Origin of the sequence: Paraburkholderia sp., from assembly GCF_050742655.1 — a bacterium.
GTDB lineage: Bacteria > Pseudomonadota > Gammaproteobacteria > Burkholderiales > Burkholderiaceae > Paraburkholderia.
In genome coordinates this window covers 152,974-170,648 of the sequence record NZ_JBOIGG010000011.1, presented here as the reverse complement: position 1 = coordinate 170,648, position 17,675 = coordinate 152,974, and the positions used below count along the sequence as shown (strand labels likewise).

18 protein-coding genes are annotated in these 17,675 nt (G+C 64.4%); 14 read left to right on the top strand and 4 right to left on the bottom strand.

What is annotated here, in order from left to right; genetic code table 11:
* Positions 1-10 precede the first annotated feature (10 nt).
* Positions 11-577, bottom strand: a complete 567-nt coding sequence (locus ACREXZ_RS17505) for an adenine phosphoribosyltransferase (protein ID WP_431765360.1) — start codon at positions 575-577, stop codon at positions 11-13.
* A 38-nt stretch (positions 578-615) separates the two neighbouring features.
* Positions 616-2,619: a cation:proton antiporter gene (locus ACREXZ_RS17500; protein WP_431765359.1), complete on the bottom strand. Its 2,004-nt coding sequence runs from the start codon at positions 2,617-2,619 to the stop codon at positions 616-618.
* A 161-nt stretch (positions 2,620-2,780) separates the two neighbouring features.
* Here ACREXZ_RS17500 and kdsD point away from each other — a divergent pair, with 161 nt between their 5' ends.
* From kdsD to ACREXZ_RS17445, 11 genes are all read left to right on the top strand, one after another.
* A complete protein-coding gene (gene kdsD / locus ACREXZ_RS17495) occupies positions 2,781-3,764 on the top strand; it encodes an arabinose 5-phosphate isomerase KdsD (RefSeq protein ID WP_431765358.1) in 984 nt (327 codons plus the stop codon).
* The gene (locus ACREXZ_RS17490; protein ID WP_431765357.1) at positions 3,764-4,312 is read left to right on the top strand and encodes a KdsC family phosphatase; all 549 of its coding nucleotides are present in this window, start codon (positions 3,764-3,766) and stop codon (positions 4,310-4,312) included. Before kdsD ends, ACREXZ_RS17490 begins: the two co-directional genes overlap by 1 nt.
* Before the next feature lie 4 nt (positions 4,313-4,316).
* Complete coding sequence (gene lptC / locus ACREXZ_RS17485) at positions 4,317-4,925, top strand: LPS export ABC transporter periplasmic protein LptC (protein ID WP_431765356.1); 609 nt, start codon at positions 4,317-4,319, stop codon at positions 4,923-4,925.
* A 20-nt stretch (positions 4,926-4,945) separates the two neighbouring features.
* Positions 4,946-5,623 carry a lipopolysaccharide transport periplasmic protein LptA gene (gene lptA / locus ACREXZ_RS17480; RefSeq protein WP_431765355.1) on the top strand — a complete coding sequence of 226 codons (678 nt, stop codon included), beginning with the start codon at positions 4,946-4,948 and terminating at the stop codon, positions 5,621-5,623.
* Complete coding sequence (lptB, locus tag ACREXZ_RS17475; RefSeq protein WP_431765354.1) at positions 5,620-6,402, top strand: LPS export ABC transporter ATP-binding protein; 783 nt, start codon at positions 5,620-5,622, stop codon at positions 6,400-6,402. The genes lptA and lptB overlap by 4 nt, the downstream gene beginning before the upstream one ends.
* Positions 6,403-6,590: 188 nt before the next feature.
* A complete protein-coding gene (locus ACREXZ_RS17470; RefSeq protein WP_431765353.1) occupies positions 6,591-8,108 on the top strand; it encodes an RNA polymerase factor sigma-54 in 1,518 nt (505 codons plus the stop codon).
* A gap of 168 nt (positions 8,109-8,276) precedes the next feature.
* The gene (gene hpf, locus ACREXZ_RS17465) at positions 8,277-8,636 is read left to right on the top strand and encodes a ribosome hibernation-promoting factor, HPF/YfiA family (RefSeq protein WP_133650069.1); all 360 of its coding nucleotides are present in this window, start codon (positions 8,277-8,279) and stop codon (positions 8,634-8,636) included.
* A 348-nt stretch (positions 8,637-8,984) separates the two neighbouring features.
* Positions 8,985-9,440, top strand: coding sequence for a PTS IIA-like nitrogen regulatory protein PtsN (gene ptsN, locus ACREXZ_RS17460; RefSeq protein WP_133650068.1), 456 nt, complete (start codon positions 8,985-8,987; stop codon positions 9,438-9,440).
* 127 nt (positions 9,441-9,567) lie between these two features.
* Positions 9,568-10,536: an HPr(Ser) kinase/phosphatase gene (gene hprK, locus ACREXZ_RS17455; RefSeq protein WP_431765352.1), complete on the top strand. Its 969-nt coding sequence runs from the start codon at positions 9,568-9,570 to the stop codon at positions 10,534-10,536.
* 64 nt (positions 10,537-10,600) lie between these two features.
* On the top strand, positions 10,601-11,494 hold the full coding sequence (rapZ, locus tag ACREXZ_RS17450; RefSeq protein ID WP_431765351.1) for an RNase adapter RapZ: 894 nt from the start codon (positions 10,601-10,603) through the stop codon (positions 11,492-11,494).
* 39 nt (positions 11,495-11,533) lie between these two features.
* Positions 11,534-12,166 (top strand): LON peptidase substrate-binding domain-containing protein, encoded by a 633-nt coding sequence (locus tag ACREXZ_RS17445; RefSeq protein WP_431765350.1) that lies wholly within the window; start codon positions 11,534-11,536, stop codon positions 12,164-12,166.
* Positions 12,167-12,188: 22 nt separating this feature from the next.
* Here the strand turns inward: ACREXZ_RS17445 and mutY are convergent, their stop codons facing one another.
* Positions 12,189-13,319 (bottom strand): A/G-specific adenine glycosylase, encoded by a 1,131-nt coding sequence (gene mutY, locus ACREXZ_RS17440; protein ID WP_431765349.1) that lies wholly within the window; start codon positions 13,317-13,319, stop codon positions 12,189-12,191.
* A 10-nt stretch (positions 13,320-13,329) separates the two neighbouring features.
* On the bottom strand, positions 13,330-14,160 hold the full coding sequence (mutM, locus tag ACREXZ_RS17435; protein ID WP_431765348.1) for a bifunctional DNA-formamidopyrimidine glycosylase/DNA-(apurinic or apyrimidinic site) lyase: 831 nt from the start codon (positions 14,158-14,160) through the stop codon (positions 13,330-13,332).
* 87 nt (positions 14,161-14,247) lie between these two features.
* Between mutM and ACREXZ_RS17430 the strand changes: the two genes are divergently transcribed.
* The 3 genes from ACREXZ_RS17430 to ispE are packed head-to-tail and all read left to right on the top strand — an operon-like array spanning position 14,248 to position 17,650.
* Positions 14,248-16,092 carry a tetratricopeptide repeat protein gene (locus tag ACREXZ_RS17430; RefSeq protein WP_431765347.1) on the top strand — a complete coding sequence of 615 codons (1,845 nt, stop codon included), beginning with the start codon at positions 14,248-14,250 and terminating at the stop codon, positions 16,090-16,092.
* Complete coding sequence (lolB, locus tag ACREXZ_RS17425; protein ID WP_431765346.1) at positions 16,092-16,745, top strand: lipoprotein insertase outer membrane protein LolB; 654 nt, start codon at positions 16,092-16,094, stop codon at positions 16,743-16,745. The genes ACREXZ_RS17430 and lolB overlap by 1 nt, the downstream gene beginning before the upstream one ends.
* A 23-nt stretch (positions 16,746-16,768) precedes the next feature.
* On the top strand, positions 16,769-17,650 hold the full coding sequence (ispE, locus tag ACREXZ_RS17420; RefSeq protein WP_431765345.1) for a 4-(cytidine 5'-diphospho)-2-C-methyl-D-erythritol kinase: 882 nt from the start codon (positions 16,769-16,771) through the stop codon (positions 17,648-17,650).
* Positions 17,651-17,675: the final 25 nt, after the last annotated feature.

Sequence of the window (17,675 nt, the reverse complement as noted above, 5' to 3'; positions counted from 1 at the left end):
CGTTGGCGGCTCAGTGGCCACTGAATTCGGTGACGGTGTACAGCGGCAGACCCGCGCCACGCAGCAGCGTCGAACCGCCGAGTTCGGGCAGGTCGATGATCGCAGCGCCTTCGACCACGACAGCACCCAGTCGCTCGAGCAGCTTCTTGCCAGCCATCATCGTGCCGCCGGTCGCGATCAGGTCGTCGACGATCACGACGCGGTCGCCAGGCCTGCATGCATCCTCGTGAATCTCCACGGTCGCGGAGCCGTATTCCAGCGCGTATGACTCGGACACGGTCCGGAACGGCAGCTTGCCGACCTTGCGGATCGGAATGAAGCCGAGATTCAGCTCGTACGCGAGGATCGGCCCGATGATGAAACCGCGCGCATCGAGACCGGCGATGTAATCGAGCTTCGCGTCGATGTAGCGCTGCACGAACAGATCGACCAGCACGCGCAGCGCCTTCGGGTGCTGCAGCAGCGGCGTGATGTCGCGAAACTGCACGCCCGGCTGCGGCCAGTCCGGTACCGTGCGGATCTGGCTGTTGACGAACGCGGCTGCATCGAACGGTGCGTTCGCTGGCACGTTGGACATGATCTCTCCCTGACGATGATGCGGATGATGCGTGCGGCCTACGCGGTAGTAGCGCCGGCCCGGCGGTGTTTCGACAAGCGTTCTTCGGCCTGCGCGAGCGCTTCCGGCAAACCGCGTAGCACGACGATGTCGCTCGCGCGCAGCTTCGTCGATGGGTCCGGCTCGACGCCGCGAATGCCATGCCGGCGGATCGCCGTCACTTCGACGCCGACATCGAACAGGCCCAGCTCGGCAAGCGTGCGGCCGACCGCATCCGCCTTTTCGTCGACCGGCACCGATTGTAGCCGCACCTGTTCGTGGCCGTCGTCATCGTCGACGTCGTCGGCGCCGTGAAAATAGCCGCGCAGCAAGCTGTAGCGCTCGTCACGCATTTCTTCGACACGCCGCACCACGCGCCGCATCGGCACGCCCATCAGGACGAGCGTATGCGACGCGAGCATCAGGCTACCTTCGACGATTTCCGGAATCACTTCGGTTGCGCCCGCGGCGAGCAGCTTCTCGAGGTCGGCGTCGTCGACGGTGCGGACGATCACCGGCAGCGTCGGCTCGAGTTCGTGGATGTTGTGCAGCACGCGCAGCGCCGACGGCGTGTTCGCGTAGGTGATCGCGATCGTGGCCGCGCGGTGAATACCGGCCGCGAGCAGCGACTCACGCCGCCCTGCGTCGCCGAACACGACCGATTCGCCCGCCGCCGCCGCCGCGGACACGCGGTCCGGATCGAGGTCGAGCGCGACGTACGACAGCCCTTCGTGCTCGAGCATGCGCGCGAGGTTCTGACCGGCGCGGCCGTACCCGCAGATGATCACGTGGCCGCTCTGCTTGAGGCTCTGCGTCGCGATGCGTGTCATTTGCAGCGACTGCTGCATCCATTCCGTCGACGACAGCCGCAGCACGATGCGGTCCGCGTTCTGGATCAGGAACGGCGCGGCGAGCATCGACAGCAGCATCGCGGCAAGAATCGCCTGCAGCAGGGTCGGGTCGACCAGATGTTTGTCGAGAATCAGGTTCAGCAGCACGAAGCCGAATTCGCCTGCCTGCGCGAGGCCGAGGCCGGTGCGCATCGACACGCCCGGCGACGCGCCGAAGAGCCGCGCGAGCGCGGTGATCATCACCGTCTTCAGCAGCAGCGGCCCGATCAGAAAGCCGAGCACGATGAACGGATGCTCCCAGACCACTCGCGGATTGAGCAGCATGCCGGTCGTCACGAAGAACAGGCCGAGCAGCACATCGCGAAACGGCTTGATGTCCTCTTCCACCTGATGCCGGTACGGCGTCTCGGCGATCAGCATGCCGGCGATGAACGCGCCGAGTGCAAGCGACAGGCCGAACTTGTCGGTGATGAACGCAGCGCCGAGCGTGACGAGCAGCAGGTTCAGGATGAACAGTTCCTGCGAGCGGCGCCGCGCGACGACGTTGAACCAGCGCGTCATGAACTTCTGCCCGACGATCAGCAGCACCGACAGCGCGACGACGATCTTCACCGACGCAAGCCCGAGTGCCACGACCAGATCCTTCGAATCGCCGCCGAGCGCGGAGATGATGATCAGCAGCGGCACCACGGCGAGATCCTGGAACAGCAGCACGCCGAAAATATTGCGGCCGTGCTCGGTCTCGATCTCGAGCCGCTCCGCGAGCATCTTGCTGACGATCGCTGTCGACGACATCGCGAGCGCGCCACCCAGCGCGACGCTCGCCTGCCAGGTGATGTGCACCCAGCGCTCGAGCAGGAAGCCGAGCGCGACCGCTACCGCGACGGTACCGAGCACCTGCAACAGCCCGAGACCGAACACGAGACGGCGCATTGAGCGCAATTTTGCGAGCGAAAATTCCAGCCCGATCGAGAACATCAGGAACACGACGCCGAATTCCGCGAGATTCTGTGCGCCAGCCGAATCCGGCACGATGCCGGCCGCGTGCGGACCGACGACGATCCCGACGCTCAGATAGCCGAGCATCGGCGGCAGATTCAGATAACGAAACACGACGACACCCGCCACTGAAGCCAGCAGCAGGAACAGCGTCATTTCGAGCGGGGAAATCATCGGGAAAAACGCATCGGAAAAGCGTCCTCGTTCGTCAGCGGAACCACCGCGCGGCGCCCGGCATCCGGGGTGCGCACAGCAGGATCGAGAGGCCCTTGCGGGCGGCCGCCGGGCAGGTCCGGCCCGGCGCGGCGAACAAACGCCTTTGCTATACTCCGCGAATGATAGCGAAAATCAATGGCGACCGGGCACTTGCGCTCGCTCGCGAGGTGCTCGACACCGAAGCGGACGCCGTGCGCGCGCTTCGCGATCAGCTCGACGACGGATTCGTCGAAGCGATCGATTTCATCCTCGGATGCCGCGGACGCGTGGTCGTCTCCGGCATCGGCAAATCAGGTCACATCGCCCGCAAGCTGGCAGCCACGTTCGCCAGCACCGGCACCCCCGCGTTCTTCGTGCATCCAGCCGAAGCGAGCCATGGCGACCTCGGCATGGTGACCTCCGACGACGTGTTCGTCGCGATGTCGAATTCCGGCGAATCGGAGGAACTGGTCGCGATCCTGCCGCTGATCAAGCGGCTCGGCGCGAAGCTGATCAGTATCACCGGCCGGCCGCAGTCGAGTCTCGCAAAACTGGCCGACGTGCATCTGAACGCCGGCGTATCGAAAGAAGCCTGCCCGATGAACCTCGCGCCCACCGCGAGCACCACGGCCGCGCTCGCGCTCGGCGATGCGCTCGCGGTCGCCGTGCTCGACGCGCGCGGCTTCGGCGCGGACGATTTCGCGCGCTCGCATCCGGGCGGCGCGCTCGGCCGGCGCCTGCTGACCTACGTGCGCGACGTGATGCGCACCGGCGACCAGGTGCCGAAGGTCGTCGGCGCCGCGACCGTGCGCGACGCGCTGTTCCAATTGACCGCGAAGCGGATGGGCATGACCGCGATCGTCGATGAAGACGATCGCGTCCAGGGTATTTTCACCGATGGCGACCTGCGCCGCGTGCTCGAGCGGGCCGGCGATTTCCGCGATCTGCCGATCGCATCGGTGATGACGCACGGACCGCGTACCATCGGACCGGACCAGCTCGCCGTCGAAGCGGTGGAACTGATGGAGCGCCACCGGATCAACCAGATGCTCGTCGTCGACGATAGCGGCACACTCATCGGCGCACTCAACATGCACGACCTGTTTTCGAAGAAGGTGATCTGATGACTTCCTCGCCCGCCTCCTCCCTGAGCGCGACCGAACGCGCGAGCCGCGTCCGGCTGATGATCTTCGACATCGACGGCGTACTGACCGACGGCGGCCTGATGTTCACCGCCGAAGGCGACACGATGAAGTCGTTCAATTCGATGGACGGCCACGGCGCGAAGCTGCTGCGCGAAGCCGGCATCGATACCGCGATCATCACCGGCCGGAAGTCGGGCATCGTCGCCGTGCGTGCGCAGGAACTGCGTATCAAGCACCTGTATCAGGGCATCGAGCACAAGATGATCGCGTTTCAGCAACTGCTGAACGAGACCGGCATCGCGCCGGAAGAATGCGGCTATATGGGCGACGACTGGCCCGATCTCGCGGTGATGCTGCGGGTCGGCTTCGCGGCCGCACCGGCCAATTCGCATCCGGAAGTGATCGCGCGCGCCCACTGGGTCAGCAAGGCGCGCGGCGGCCACGGCGCGGTGCGCGAAGTGTGCGACACGCTGATGCGCGCGCAGCACCGCTACGACGCGCTGCTGCAGGCCGCATGCGAAGGGTGAACGGATGAATCAGTTTCGTCTGACCTCGCTGCTGCCGCTCGTCGCGATGGCTGCGCTCGCCGGGATCACGTGGTGGCTGCTGCAGGCCACGCTGCCACCGCCCAACGAGGGCGAAATCAAGCCGAAAACCCATACGCCGGATTATTTCGCCGACAATTTCTCGGTATCCGAGCTCGACCAGTCGGGCGCGACGCAATACCGTCTCACGGCGAAACACCTGGTTCACTACGAGGACGACGAGGACAGCGACCTCGTGCTGCCCGCCCTCCGCGCGTTCCAGCCGGGCAAGCCCATCGTCACGGCGACGGGCGACACCGGCAAGGTGAACGGCGACGTATCGATCGTCGATCTGTACGGCAACGCGCAGATCCTGCGTGCGCCGGGCGAAGGCGACCCGCAGATGCAGGCCAATTCCGAACATTTCCGCGTGCTCGTGAACGACGATGTGATCGAGACCGAAAAGCCGGTTAAACTTCAGCGCGGTCTGTCCGTCATGACGGCCAGCGGCATGAACTACAACAACGTCACCCGGGTCATACAGCTCTTCGGCAACGTCCGCGGCGCGATCGCCCCGTCAGACTCGTCCGGCGGCTCCCTGAGGCAACCCGGGTAATCCATTCCAGGCGTGACTGCATGAACGAATCGCTCCTCCGCTTTGATACCGGCTGTCCGCGCGTGCTCGCCGCGTGCCGCACCGCGTTCGCCGCCCTGCTCGTCGCGTTGCCGCTCGCCGGCTTTGCGCCTGCGGCGCACGCCGACCGCGCCGACCGCGACAAGCCGATGAACATCGAATCGGACAACATGACCTACGACGACCTGAAGCAGGTCAACATCTTCACCGGCCACGTGGTGGCGACGAAAGGCACGATCGTGATCAAGGCCGACCGCGTCGAGGTGCACCAGGACCCGCAGGGCTACCAGTACGCGACCGGCACGTCCACCGGCAAGGATCTCGCCTATTTCCGCCAGAAGCGCGAGGGGCTCGACGAATACATCGAGGGAACCGCCGAACGGATCGACTACGACGGCAAGCAGGATCTGACCACGCTGACGACCCGCGCGACGGTGCGCCGCCTGCAGGGCCTGTCGACGGTCATGGACGAAGTGCACGGCAGCGTAATCACGTACGACGGCCAGAACGATTTCTATACGGCGAAGGCCGGCAAGGACGTCGCGGGTCCGGGCAACCCGAACGGCCGCGTCCGCGCGATGCTGGCGCCGCGTAACGGCGGTCCCGCGCCGCTGAACGGCGCGTCCGCAACACTCACGCCGGCGACGCAATTCCCGGCGCCGGGAGCGACGGCACCATGAACGCACCGGCCCTTCCCCATCGCAAACCGGCTGGCACCAGCAGCTCGCTGGTCGTGCGCAACCTGAAGAAACGCTACGGTTCGCGAACGGTTGTCAAAGACGTGTCGCTCGACGTGAAAAGCGGCGAGGTGGTCGGCCTGCTTGGCCCGAACGGCGCGGGCAAGACCACGTCGTTCTACATGATCGTCGGCCTCGTGCCGCTCGACGCGGGTGAAATCGATCTCGACGGCAAGTCCATCAGCCTGCTGCCGATTCATAAGCGCGCGTCGCTCGGTTTGTCGTATCTGCCTCAGGAAGCCTCGGTGTTCCGCAAGCTGAGCGTCGAGGAAAATATTCGCGCGGTGCTCGAGCTGCAACTGGACGAAGAAGGCAAGCGCCTCACCAAGGACGCAATCTCGCAGCGCACCGAAGCGCTGCTCGACGAACTGCAGATCGCGCATCTGCGCGGCAATCCGGCACTGTCGCTGTCGGGCGGCGAACGCCGTCGCGTGGAAATCGCGCGCGCGCTCGCGACGAACCCGAGCTTCATTCTGCTCGACGAGCCGTTCGCGGGCGTCGATCCGATCGCGGTGCTGGAAATCCAGAAGATCGTGAAGTTCCTGAAGCAACGCAATATCGGCGTGCTCATCACGGACCACAACGTGCGCGAGACGCTCGGCATCTGCGATCATGCGTACATCATCAGCGACGGCAGCGTGCTCGCAGCCGGCGCACCCAGCGACATCATTGAAAACGAGAACGTGCGGCGCGTCTATCTAGGCGAGCACTTCCGCATGTAACCGCGTCGCTCCCGCCTTCTGTCCGCGGCAGTGCGTCACACTGCCGCGGCGGTCTTCTCGTGCATACCCGGCATTTTTGACGGATCGTACACGGCACCGGTCGCACCGGAACCGGGCACGCGCGTTTCCGCGAATGGCTCCAGGTATCGCGGTCGTGGCAAACTCTCTACAATGAATCTCACATTGCCATGAAAGCCAGCCTCCAACTCCGCCTGTCGCAGCATCTTGCGCTGACACCCCAACTGCAGCAGTCGATCCGGCTGCTGCAGCTGTCTACGCTCGAACTGCAGCAGGAAGTGGCGATGGCCATCTCGCAGAATCCGCTGCTCGAAAACGAGGACGACTGGATCGCGAGCCCGCTGCGCGTCGCCGCCGACGGTTCGCTGATTGCGCAGACGCCGGGCTCACAATCACAGCCCGTCGAATCGATGAGCAGCAACGTGTCGTCGTCGACCTCGTCGAGCGAGCGCCGCGAAGAAGGCGATCCGCAGGGCGTCGACGAATACAATGGCCTCAGCAGCGACAGCAATTCGGACGCGAGCCAGTGGAATCTCGACGACTACGGCCGCTCGGGCAACGCATCGGACGACGACGATCTGCCGCCGCTGCAGATCCACGAATCCAGCACGTCGCTGCGCGATCATCTGATGGCGCAGCTGCGTGTTACGCAGGCCGGCCCGCGCGACCGCGCGCTCATCACGTTCTTGATCGAATCGCTCGACGACGATGGCTATCTCACTGCCACGTTCGAAGAAATTCTTGCCGACCTGCCCGAAGAACTCGAGGTCGACGTCGACGAACTGAACGCGACGCTCGCGCTGCTTCACAGCTTCGATCCTGCCGGCGTCGGTGCGCGCTCGGCATCCGAGTGTTTGCGGCTGCAACTACTGCGACTATCGGTCACGCCGACCCGCACGCTCGCGCTCGACATCGTCGCGCATCATCTCGAACTGCTCGCCGCACGCGACTTCACGCGTCTGCGAAAACAGCTGAAGGCAAACGACGATGAACTGCGCGACGCACATGCATTGATCCGCTCGCTCGAACCGTTTCCGGGCGCCGCATACGGCAAGGCCGAAGCGGACTACGTCGTGCCCGACATCATGGTACGCAGGACAGCACATGGATGGCAGGCCGAACTGAATCCGGAAGTGGTGCCGAAGCTGCGCATCAATCATCTTTACGCGAACATCCTGCGCAATAACCGCGGCGATCCGGGCAGCGGTTCACTGCGTCAGCAACTGCAGGAAGCACGCTGGCTGATCAAAAATATTCAGCAGCGCTTCGAGACAATCCTGCGTGTCGCACAGGCCATCGTCGAACGTCAGAAGAATTTTTTTGTGCACGGCGAAATTGCCATGCGCCCCTTGGTTTTGCGGGAAATAGCTGATACGCTGGGGTTACACGAGTCGACGGTTTCGCGTGTAACAACCGGCAAGTACATGCTCACCCCGTTTGGGACGCTTGAATTTAAGTACTTCTTTGGATCGCACGTTTCGACCGACACCGGGGGCGCGGCCTCTTCAACGGCCATTCGCGCACTCATCAAGCAACTGATAGGAGCGGAAAACCCGAAATCTCCTCTTTCAGACAGCCGCATAGCCGAACTGCTGGCAGAACAGGGTTTCGTGGTCGCACGGCGTACCGTCGCGAAATACCGCGAAGCGCTCCGCATTCCAGCAGTCAATCTGCGTAAGTCTCTGTAGCCTGCTGCATGTTGCGGCGGGCATTTTCCGGCCGCACCGTGGTGAGCGGAGCAGGTCGGCCGATACGGCCCGCCAGCAGTCAGTCGCCGGGGACGACGCGGACGGACCAGCAGATCGACCGGTGCTGCCTCACACGCGGATACGTGGCCACTCGCTTGGAGAAGCACTATGAATCTGAAGATCAGTGGACACCACCTCGAAGTAACACCTGCGTTGCGAGAATACGTGATCACCAAACTGGATAGGGTGCTAAGGCACTTCGATCAGGTGATCGACGGCAGTGTGGTCCTCTCGGTCGACAATCATAAGGAAAAGGACAAGAGACAGAAGGTTGAAATCAACCTTCATCTGAAGGGCAAGGATATTTTTGTCGAGAGCGCGAACGGCGACCTGTACGCAGCGATCGATCTGATGATCGACAAGCTCGACCGGCAAGTGGTGCGTCACAAGGATCGTTTGCAAGGCCATCAGCACGACGCGATCAAGTACCAGCCGCTCGCACCGCAGGCGGAAGTACCGCCGCAATAGCCGTTATTGGAGAGGAATTTCCTCACCCGGAAAAGAAGAATTTCCTCGCCTGTAAAAGCCGCCCGCAAGGGCGGTTTTTTATCGTGGTGCCCGCGGCCAGGTGTGGCTGGCGCAGCGTTCGCACAGGCCGCGAAACGGACCCGCGACGAGCGATGGCGCGCCGCACCATCCGCTGCTGCGCTGTTCTATAATGTCCCGGTCACTTACCGGTCGTATATCGGGGTCGTTTAGCTGGCGCCCAGCGCTCGACAGGCTCAACCGTACACCGCTGAGAGCCTCCGACTGGCGCAATATGCCACTCGAACGCCACAGCGAGGAGAATCCAGGCCACGTTTTTCGCCTGCCAACATGAATCGTTTAGCCAAATTTCTTCCCCTCGAGAACGTCGTCCTCGGTCTTACCGTCACCAGCAAGAAACGCGTCTTCGAGCAAGCGGGCCTGATTTTCGAAAACCAGAACGGCATCGCCCGCAGCACGGTCACCGACAATCTGTTCGCGCGCGAGCGCCTCGGTTCGACGGGTCTCGGCGAAGGCGTGGCGATTCCCCATGGCCGGATCAAGGGCCTGAAGCAGCCGCTCGCCGCGTTCGTGCGCCTCGCCGAACCGATCCCCTTCGAATCGCCGGACGGCCAGCCGGTCTCCCTGCTGATCTTTCTGCTGGTGCCGGAACAGGCCACCCAGCAGCACCTCGAAATCCTGTCGGAAATCGCCCAGCTGCTATCCGATCGCGACGCCCGCGAACGCCTGCATACCGAAGAAAACCGCGAGGCATTGCACCAGTTGCTCACTCAGTGGCAACCTTGATGCATGATTGGCAGCCCGCAATTGCGCGGGCCTCGCTCCCCAGCTCATCCGGCGCGAGCCGGCCGCGTCTGCCGCGCTAGCGCGACAGGCACGGGGAGCAGGCAGCCCCCACTGGAGTCACGGACTCATGGACACGTCCAGCATCAACGCCCAAAGCATCTTCGACGACAACGCCGCCATGCTGAAACTCAGCTGGCTGACGGGGCATGAAGGCTGGGAACGCGGCTTCTCGGCCGAAACCGTCACCACGGCGACGTCGAGCGCCGACCTCGTCGGCCACATGAACCTGATCCACCCGAACCGGATCCAGGTGCTCGGCGACGCCGAAACCAACTACTACCAGCGCCAGAGCGAAGAAGACCGTTCGCGCAACATGGCCGAACTGATCGCGCTGGAACCGCCGTTTCTCGTCGTCGCCGGCGGCGTCGCCGCGCCGCCCGAACTGGTTCTGCGCTGCACCCGCTCGTCCACGCCGCTATTCACGACGCCGATGTCGCCGGCGGCAGTAATCGACAGCCTGCGCCTCTACATGTCGCGCATCCTCGCGCCGCGGGCGACGTTGCACGGCGTATTTATCGACATCCTCGGGATGGGTGTATTGCTGACCGGCGACTCCGGTCTTGGCAAGAGCGAACTCGGTCTCGAACTGATCAGCCGGGGCCACGGCCTCGTCGCCGACGATGCCGTCGACTTCGTGCGTCTCGGGCCGGACTTCGTCGAAGGCCGTTGTCCGCCGCTATTGCAGAATCTGCTTGAAGTGCGCGGCCTTGGCCTGCTCGACATCAAGACGATCTTCGGCGAAACCGCGGTGCGCCGCAAAATGAAGCTCAAGCTGATCGTCCAGCTCGTGCGACGCCCGGACGGCGAATTCCAGCGCCTGCCGCTCGAAAGCCAGACCGTCGACGTGCTCGGCCTGCCGATCAGCAAGGTCACGATCCAGGTGGCCGCCGGCCGCAACCTCGCGGTGCTGGTCGAGGCGGCGGTGCGCAACACGATCCTGCAACTGCGCGGCATCGACACGCTGCGCGACTTCATGGACCGGCAGCGCCTCGCGATGCAGGACCCGGACAGCCAGTTTCCCGGCAAGCTGATCTGACGGGCGTGCATCAACCGCCCGATAAGGCTGGTGCTATGATGAACCGAACGGATTTCACCACTCCATGCGCATCATCCTGATCACCGGCATTTCCGGCTCCGGCAAATCGGTTGCGTTAAACGCACTCGAAGATGCTGGCTATTACTGCGTCGACAATCTGCCGCCGCGGTTCCTGCCCGAACTCGCCACCTACCTCGCCAGCGACCGCCAGGACAAGCTCGCCGTCGCGATCGACGCGCGCTCGAGCGCATCGCTCGACGAAATGCCCGCGATGATCCGCGACCTCGCGCGCGAGCACGACGTCCGCGTGCTGTTCCTCAATGCGAGCACGCAATCGCTGATCCAGCGCTTCTCCGAAACGCGGCGTCGACATCCGCTATCCGGATCGACCGCGCACGATGCGGACGTCGGCCTGCTGACGTCGCTCGAAGAAGCGATCGAACGTGAGCGCGAGCTGGTCGCGGGCCTTGCGGAATTCGGCCATCAGATCGATACGAGCAATCTGCGCGCGAACGCGTTGCGCGCGTGGGTCAAGCGCTTCGTCGAACAGGAGCGCACCGGTCTCGCGCTGACGTTCGAGTCGTTCGGCTTCAAACGCGGCGTGCCACTCGACGCGGATTTCGTCTTCGACGTCCGCACGCTGCCGAACCCGTACTACGATCGCGAGTTGCGTCCGCTCACCGGTCTCGACAAACCGGTCATCGATTTTCTCGATGCGCTGCCCGTCGTCCATCAGATGATCGGCGACATCGAAGCCTTTCTCGTGAAGTGGCTGCCGCATTTCCGTGACGACAACCGCAGCTATCTCACCGTCGCCATCGGCTGTACCGGTGGGCAGCATCGGTCGGTGTTCATCGCCCAGACGCTCGCCGCGCGTCTCGCGAGCGCGGCAAACGTGATCGTGCGGCACCGGGACGCGCCGATCGACATCGGCGAATCGTCGAAGCTGGTCGCTTAACCGGCCGTATCGCGCGGCCCTTAACCGAAGCGGTGCGCCATGCCTACTTCATCCGTGCTTGCCGATTTGCCGCTGTTTCCGCTGCATACGGTGCTGTTTCCCGACGGGCTGCTGCCCCTCAAGATCTTCGAAGCGCGTTACCTGGACATGGTGCGGGACTGTCTGCGCGAGAAGACGCCGTTCGGCGTGTGTCTGCTGAAGAGCGGCGGTGAAGTGGCGAAGCCCGATGAACCCGCCGTACCCGAACCGATCGGCTGCCTCGCGGAGATTTCGCAGTGCGACGTCGAGACGTTCGGCATGCTGCTGATCCGCGCGCGCGGCACGCACCGTTTCCGTCTGCTGTCGCACCGCGTCGAAGCGGCCGGTCTGCTCGTCGGCATGGCTGAACCGATCGGCAACGATCAGCCGCTCGAGGGTAACGAGCATCTTGCGAAGTTCGGCGCGTGCGCGGAAGTGCTCGAGCGGATCATCGAAGCGATCCACGAAAAGGACCCTGGCAATCTACCGTTCGTGGAGCCGTTCAGATTCGACGATCCATCGTGGGTGTCGAACCGTCTCGCGGAAGTCCTGCCGATCGCGCTGCGTGCACGGCAAAAGCTGATGGAACTGGAGGATGCCGGCGCGCGTATCGACGTCGTTCATCACTACATGCAGCAGCATCAGCTGCTCTGAGCGCAGCCGTCACAGCAAACCGCTACAGCAACGATCCCTGCAGTCCGTCCAGCAGCTTGCGCACCGGCGCGGGCACGCCGTACGCATCGATATCGCGCAACGCGACCCATGCAGTCTCAGCATCGCCGAGCACGGCACCGCTGCTCGCCGCGCGCGACAGATCGGCGATGCGTGGCTCGATGTCGAGCTTGAAATGCGTGAACGTATGCGTCAGCGGCGCAAGCGGCGACACCGCGCCGTCCGCGCCGAATGCCTGCGCGCGTTCGGCGAGCGCCGTTTCGTCGGCGGCTTCCGGCAGACTCCACAGACCACCCCAGATGCCCGACGGCGGTCGCTTCTCGAGCATCACCGTATCCCCGTCGCGCAGCACGAGCATCCATGTGCGGCGCGTCGGCACCGCCTTCTTCGGACGCGCCACCGGCAATTCGCGCTGACGACCGGTCGCGTTTGCAACGCAATTGCCGGCGAACGGACATCTCGCACATTCGGGCTTGCCGCGCACGCAGAGCGTCGCGCCGAGATCCATCAAGCCCTGCGTGTATGCGCTGACATCAGCGTCGTTCGCGGCGGACGGCAGCAACGATTCGGCGAGCACCCACATCGCGTTCTCGACGCGCTTCTCGCCGGGAAAACCTTCGACGCCGAACACGCGCGCGAGCACGCGCTTCACGTTGCCGTCGAGGATCGTCGCCCGCGCACCGAACGCGAACGACGCGATCGCGGCCGCCGTCGAACGACCGATGCCGGGCAGCTCGGCAAGCGCATCGACCGACGCGGGAAACGCGCCACCATGCAATTCGACGACGGCCTGCGCGCAGCGATGCAGGTTGCGCGCGCGCGAGTAATAGCCGAGGCCGGCCCATAGCGCCATCACGTCGTCGAGCGGCGCAGCAGCCAGTGCCGCGACATCAGGAAAGCGCGCGAGAAACCGCGCGTAATACGGAATCACCGTCGACACCTGGGTCTGCTGCAGCATGATTTCCGACAGCCAGATGCGATACGGATCACGCGTGTTTTGCCATGGCAGGTCGTGACGGCCGTGCTGCCGTTGCCATGCAACGAGGCGCTCGGCGAAATCCGGACAGGTGGCTGCGGTCACCGCGGTTGCATCGGCGGCGGAAGACGAACGCGAAGAAGAAGCCGGAACGTACATGGAGACTCGGTTAGCGCTGGCAGGTCGGGCAGTAGTAAGTGGAGCGCTGCCCCTGAACGATCTGTCGGATCGGCGTGCCACATACGCGGCACGGTTGCCCGGCGCGATCATAGACGAAATAGTCGAGCTGGAAATAGCCGCTCTCGCCGTCGCTGCCGACGAAATCGCGCAGCGTGCTGCCGCCCTTCTCGATCGCGGCGGCGAGCGTCACCCGGACCGCATCGGCCAGCAGACCGTAACGGACGAGCGAGATCCGGCCGGCGGGCGTCGTCGGCCGGATGCCGGCGCGAAACAGGCTTTCGGAAGCGTAAATGTTCCCCACACCGACGACGACCTCGCCCGCCAGCAGCACCTGCTTGACGGATACCTTGCGGCCGCGCGTCAGCCGGTGCATCAGCGCGCCGCTGAAGGCCGGCGCGAACGGCTCGATGCCGAGCCCCGCGAGCAGTGGGTGCCCGAGCACATCGCCGTCGGCGCGTGCGTGCCACAGTACGGCTCCGAAGCGCCGCGGATCGCGATAGCGCAGAATGAACTCGTCGAAGATCCAGTCGACGTGGTCGTGTTTCGCCGCGGCGGGCGGATGCGGCACGTTACGCAGTACGCGCAGCGTGCCGGTCATGCCCAGATGCACGATGAACCAGCCCTCGTCGACTTCGAACAGCAGGTACTTGCCGCGCCGCTCGACCTTATGGACGAGCCGGCCGTGCAGCGTAGCGGCAAGGCCGGCTGGAATCGGCCAGCGTAGCGCGGGCGTGCGCACGTCGACGCGTTCGACACGGCGCCCGGCGACGTAGGGTTCGATTCCCCGGCGGGTAACCTCAACTTCTGGCAACTCTGGCATGTCTAACTGGTCTGCAACTTGCGTGAGTGGTTGTGCGCGTATTGTAGCGAGCGCGTTACAATCGTCCGAAACATTGAACGGATTTCCATGAACCTGTCCTTCGTGAAGCTGCTTTTGATGAAGCGCCCCGCTCGCGCGTCGCGCGTACCGCCAGCCGTATCTCCGCGCCAGCTCCTCGCCGCCGCCGTGCTCGCCGCCTGGACGCTCGTCGCAATGCCCGTGCACGCGCAGGATTCGTCGTCCGATTCGGATGACACGTCGGTGACATTGCCGGACGCGCTCGGCCCGGCGACAGCCGACGAGGCGAAGGATCTGCCCGACGTCCCGCTCTCCAGCCAGATCGTGTTCCAGGTGCTCGCAGCCGAAGTCGCGCTGCAGAGAGGCCAGCCGGCGCCCGCTTACCAGACCTATCTCGCACTCGCGCGCGACACGCACGACCCGCGGATGGCGCAGCGCGCGACCGAGATCGCGCTTGCCGCGCAAAGCCCGTCGGACGCGCTGGCCGCCGCGCAATTGTGGCAGCAGTATGCGCCCGGCTCGGAACGCGCGGCGCAGCTCGACGCGTCGTTGCTCGTGCTATCCGGCAAACCGGACGACGCCTCCCCGCTGCTTGCGCGCGAACTCGCGAAAATCCCTGCCGACAATCGCGGCAACGGCATCCTCGCGCTGCAGTTACTGCTGTCGCGCGGACCGAATCGTGTCGGTGGCCTGCACGTGTTGCAGGATCTGCTGAAGAACGACATGAACCGGCCCGAAGCGCAACTGGCGATCGCCCGTCAGCAGATCGCTGCCGACGACGCGCCGGGTGCGCGCAAGTCGCTCGAACAGGCGCTCACGCTGAAGCCCGACTACCTGCCCGCCGCGTTGACGCTCACGCAGATGGGCCCCGACGAGCGCAAGGAAGGCACCGCGGCGGTCGAGAGGTACGTCCAGCAGAATCCGAAGTCGCACGACGCGCGGCTCGCGCTCGCGCAAGTCTATCTGTCGAGCGACCGCCTCGACGACGCGCAGAAACAGTTTGAGGTAATGCACAAGGACAACCCGAACGACCTCACGCCGCTGATGGCGCTCGGGCTGATCAAGATCCAGCAGAAAAAGCCGGCCGAAGCGCAGACCTTTCTGACGCAATACGCGCAGAAGGCCGACGCGACCCCGGGCGCGGATGCAGGCCAGGCGTACATCTATCTCGCGCAGCTGTCGCTCGAGCAAAAGGACGAGGCCGGTGCCGCGAACTGGCTCAACAAGATCTCGCCGGCGAGTCAGCAGTACATCCCCGCGCAGATCACGCGCGCGCAGCTGCTCGAAAAGCAGGGCAAGCCCGATGACGCGCGCAAGCTGCTCGCAAACATCAACGCCGGCGATCCGCGCGATCAGGCGCTGATCGCGCGCACCGACGCGGCAATCCTGTTCGACACGAAGCGCTATCCGGAAGCGGAAGCGCGGCTCGCGCAGGCCACGGCGGATTTCCCGGACGATCCCGATCTGACCTACGACTACGCGATGTCCGCTGAAAAGAACGGCCATTACGAAATCATGGAAGGGCAACTGCGCAAGCTGATCCGCTCGCAGCCGGACAATCCGCAGGCGTACAACGCGCTCGGCTATTCGCTCGCCGATCGCAATCAACGTCTGCAGGAAGCGGACAAGCTCGTCGAGAAAGCGTCGGCGCTCGCGCCGAACGACGCGTTCATCATGGATAGCGTCGGCTGGGTGAAGTACCGGCTTGGCGATACGTCGGACTCGATCAAGCTGCTGCGCAAGGCCTACGAACTGCAGCCGAACGCCGAGATCGGTGCCCACCTCGGTGAAGTGCTGTGGAAGAGCGGCGACCAGGACCAGGCACGTGCCGCGTGGCGCGAAGCGCGCAAGCTGGAACCCGACAACGACACGCTCGTCAACACGCTCAAACGCTTTCAGGTGAACGATCTCTGATGCCGGTTTCCCGTCTCGCCCGCTTCATTCCCTCCGCCGCGCGCACCGCGTCCCGGCGCGCTTCGTTCGGCGTCGCGCTGTGCGCGGCGGCCGTCGTCGCGCTGTCGGGCTGCGCATCGGTGAGGCCGCAGGGGCCGTCCACGTCGAACGCCGCGACGTCGCTGTCCACGCAGACGAGCCGCGCGTACCACGGCCGCTTTGCGGTTCAGTACGACGACCAGAACGGCCAGCAACGCAACGCGTACGGCAACTTCGACTGGCAGGAAACTGGCGATACGGTCACCGTGCAGTTGCGCAATCCGTTCGGGCAGACGCTCGCGATCATCACGTCGTCACCGGCTTCGGCGTCGCTCGAACTGCCGAACCGTCAGCCGCTCACCGCCGACAACGTGTCGACGCTGATGCAGAATGCACTCGGCTTCACACTGCCGGTCGAGGGGTTGCGGTACTGGCTGCAGCCGTCGGCCGCGCCGACTTCGCGCGCGAAAACCGTCGACGATCCGCAGCAGCCGGGCCGTCTTAAGGAAATCGAACAGGACGGCTGGACCATCGACTACCTCGCCTACGCCGACGCACCCGCCACCGGCATCAAACGCGTCGACCTGAACCGCCAGCAACCGCCGCTCGACATCAAGCTCGTGCTGGATCAATAACGGCACGCCTCGTTTTTCCGCTCATGATCGAAACGACCGATTCGCTGCGCGACTGCCTCGCACCGGCGAAACTGAATCTCTTCCTGCACATCACCGGGCGTCGCCCGGACGGCTACCACGCGCTGCAGACCGTGTTCCAGCTGCTCGACTGGGGCGACACGCTGCACTTCACGCGCCGCGCCGACGGTCAGGTGCTCCGCCGCACCGAGGTCGTTGGCGTGCCGCCCGAACACGACCTGACGGTGCGTGCCGCAATGCTGCTCAAGGCGCATACCGGCACGGCGGAAGGCGTCGACATCGAGATCGACAAACGCCTGCCGATGGGTGCGGGGCTCGGCGGCGGCAGCTCCGATGCCGCGACGACGCTGCTCGCGCTGAATCGACTGTGGAAGCTCGACCTGCCGCGCGCCGAATTGCAGACGCTGGCGCTCAAGCTTGGCGCGGATGTGCCGTTCTTCGTCTTCGGCCGGAATGCGTTCGCGGAAGGCGTCGGCGAGGCACTGCAGGCGGTGTCGTTGCCGTCACGCCATTTCCTCGTCGTCACCCCGAAAGTGCACGTTCCGACCGCGGTGATTTTCGCCGAGAAAGCGTTGACAAGGGACTCAAAGCCCCTCACAATCACGGTCTTTCTTGCACAACAAAGCTGTAATACGGGTTGGCCTGACAGTTTCGGCCGAAATGACATGCAGCCGGTTGTCGTGGGAAAATACGCGGAAGTGGCGCAGGTGCTTGAGTGGTTTGATAACATCGCACCCGCGCGGATGACCGGATCGGGCGCCAGTGTCTTTGCAGCGTTCCAGAGTCTCGGCGAAGCGCAGATGGCACAAGCCAGACTGCCAGCCGGCTGGAACAGCGCAGTCACCGCAAGCCTGGATACGCATCCACTCTACGGCTTCGCGTCATAAAGTTTTGCGTCGTCGGATGGTCGTG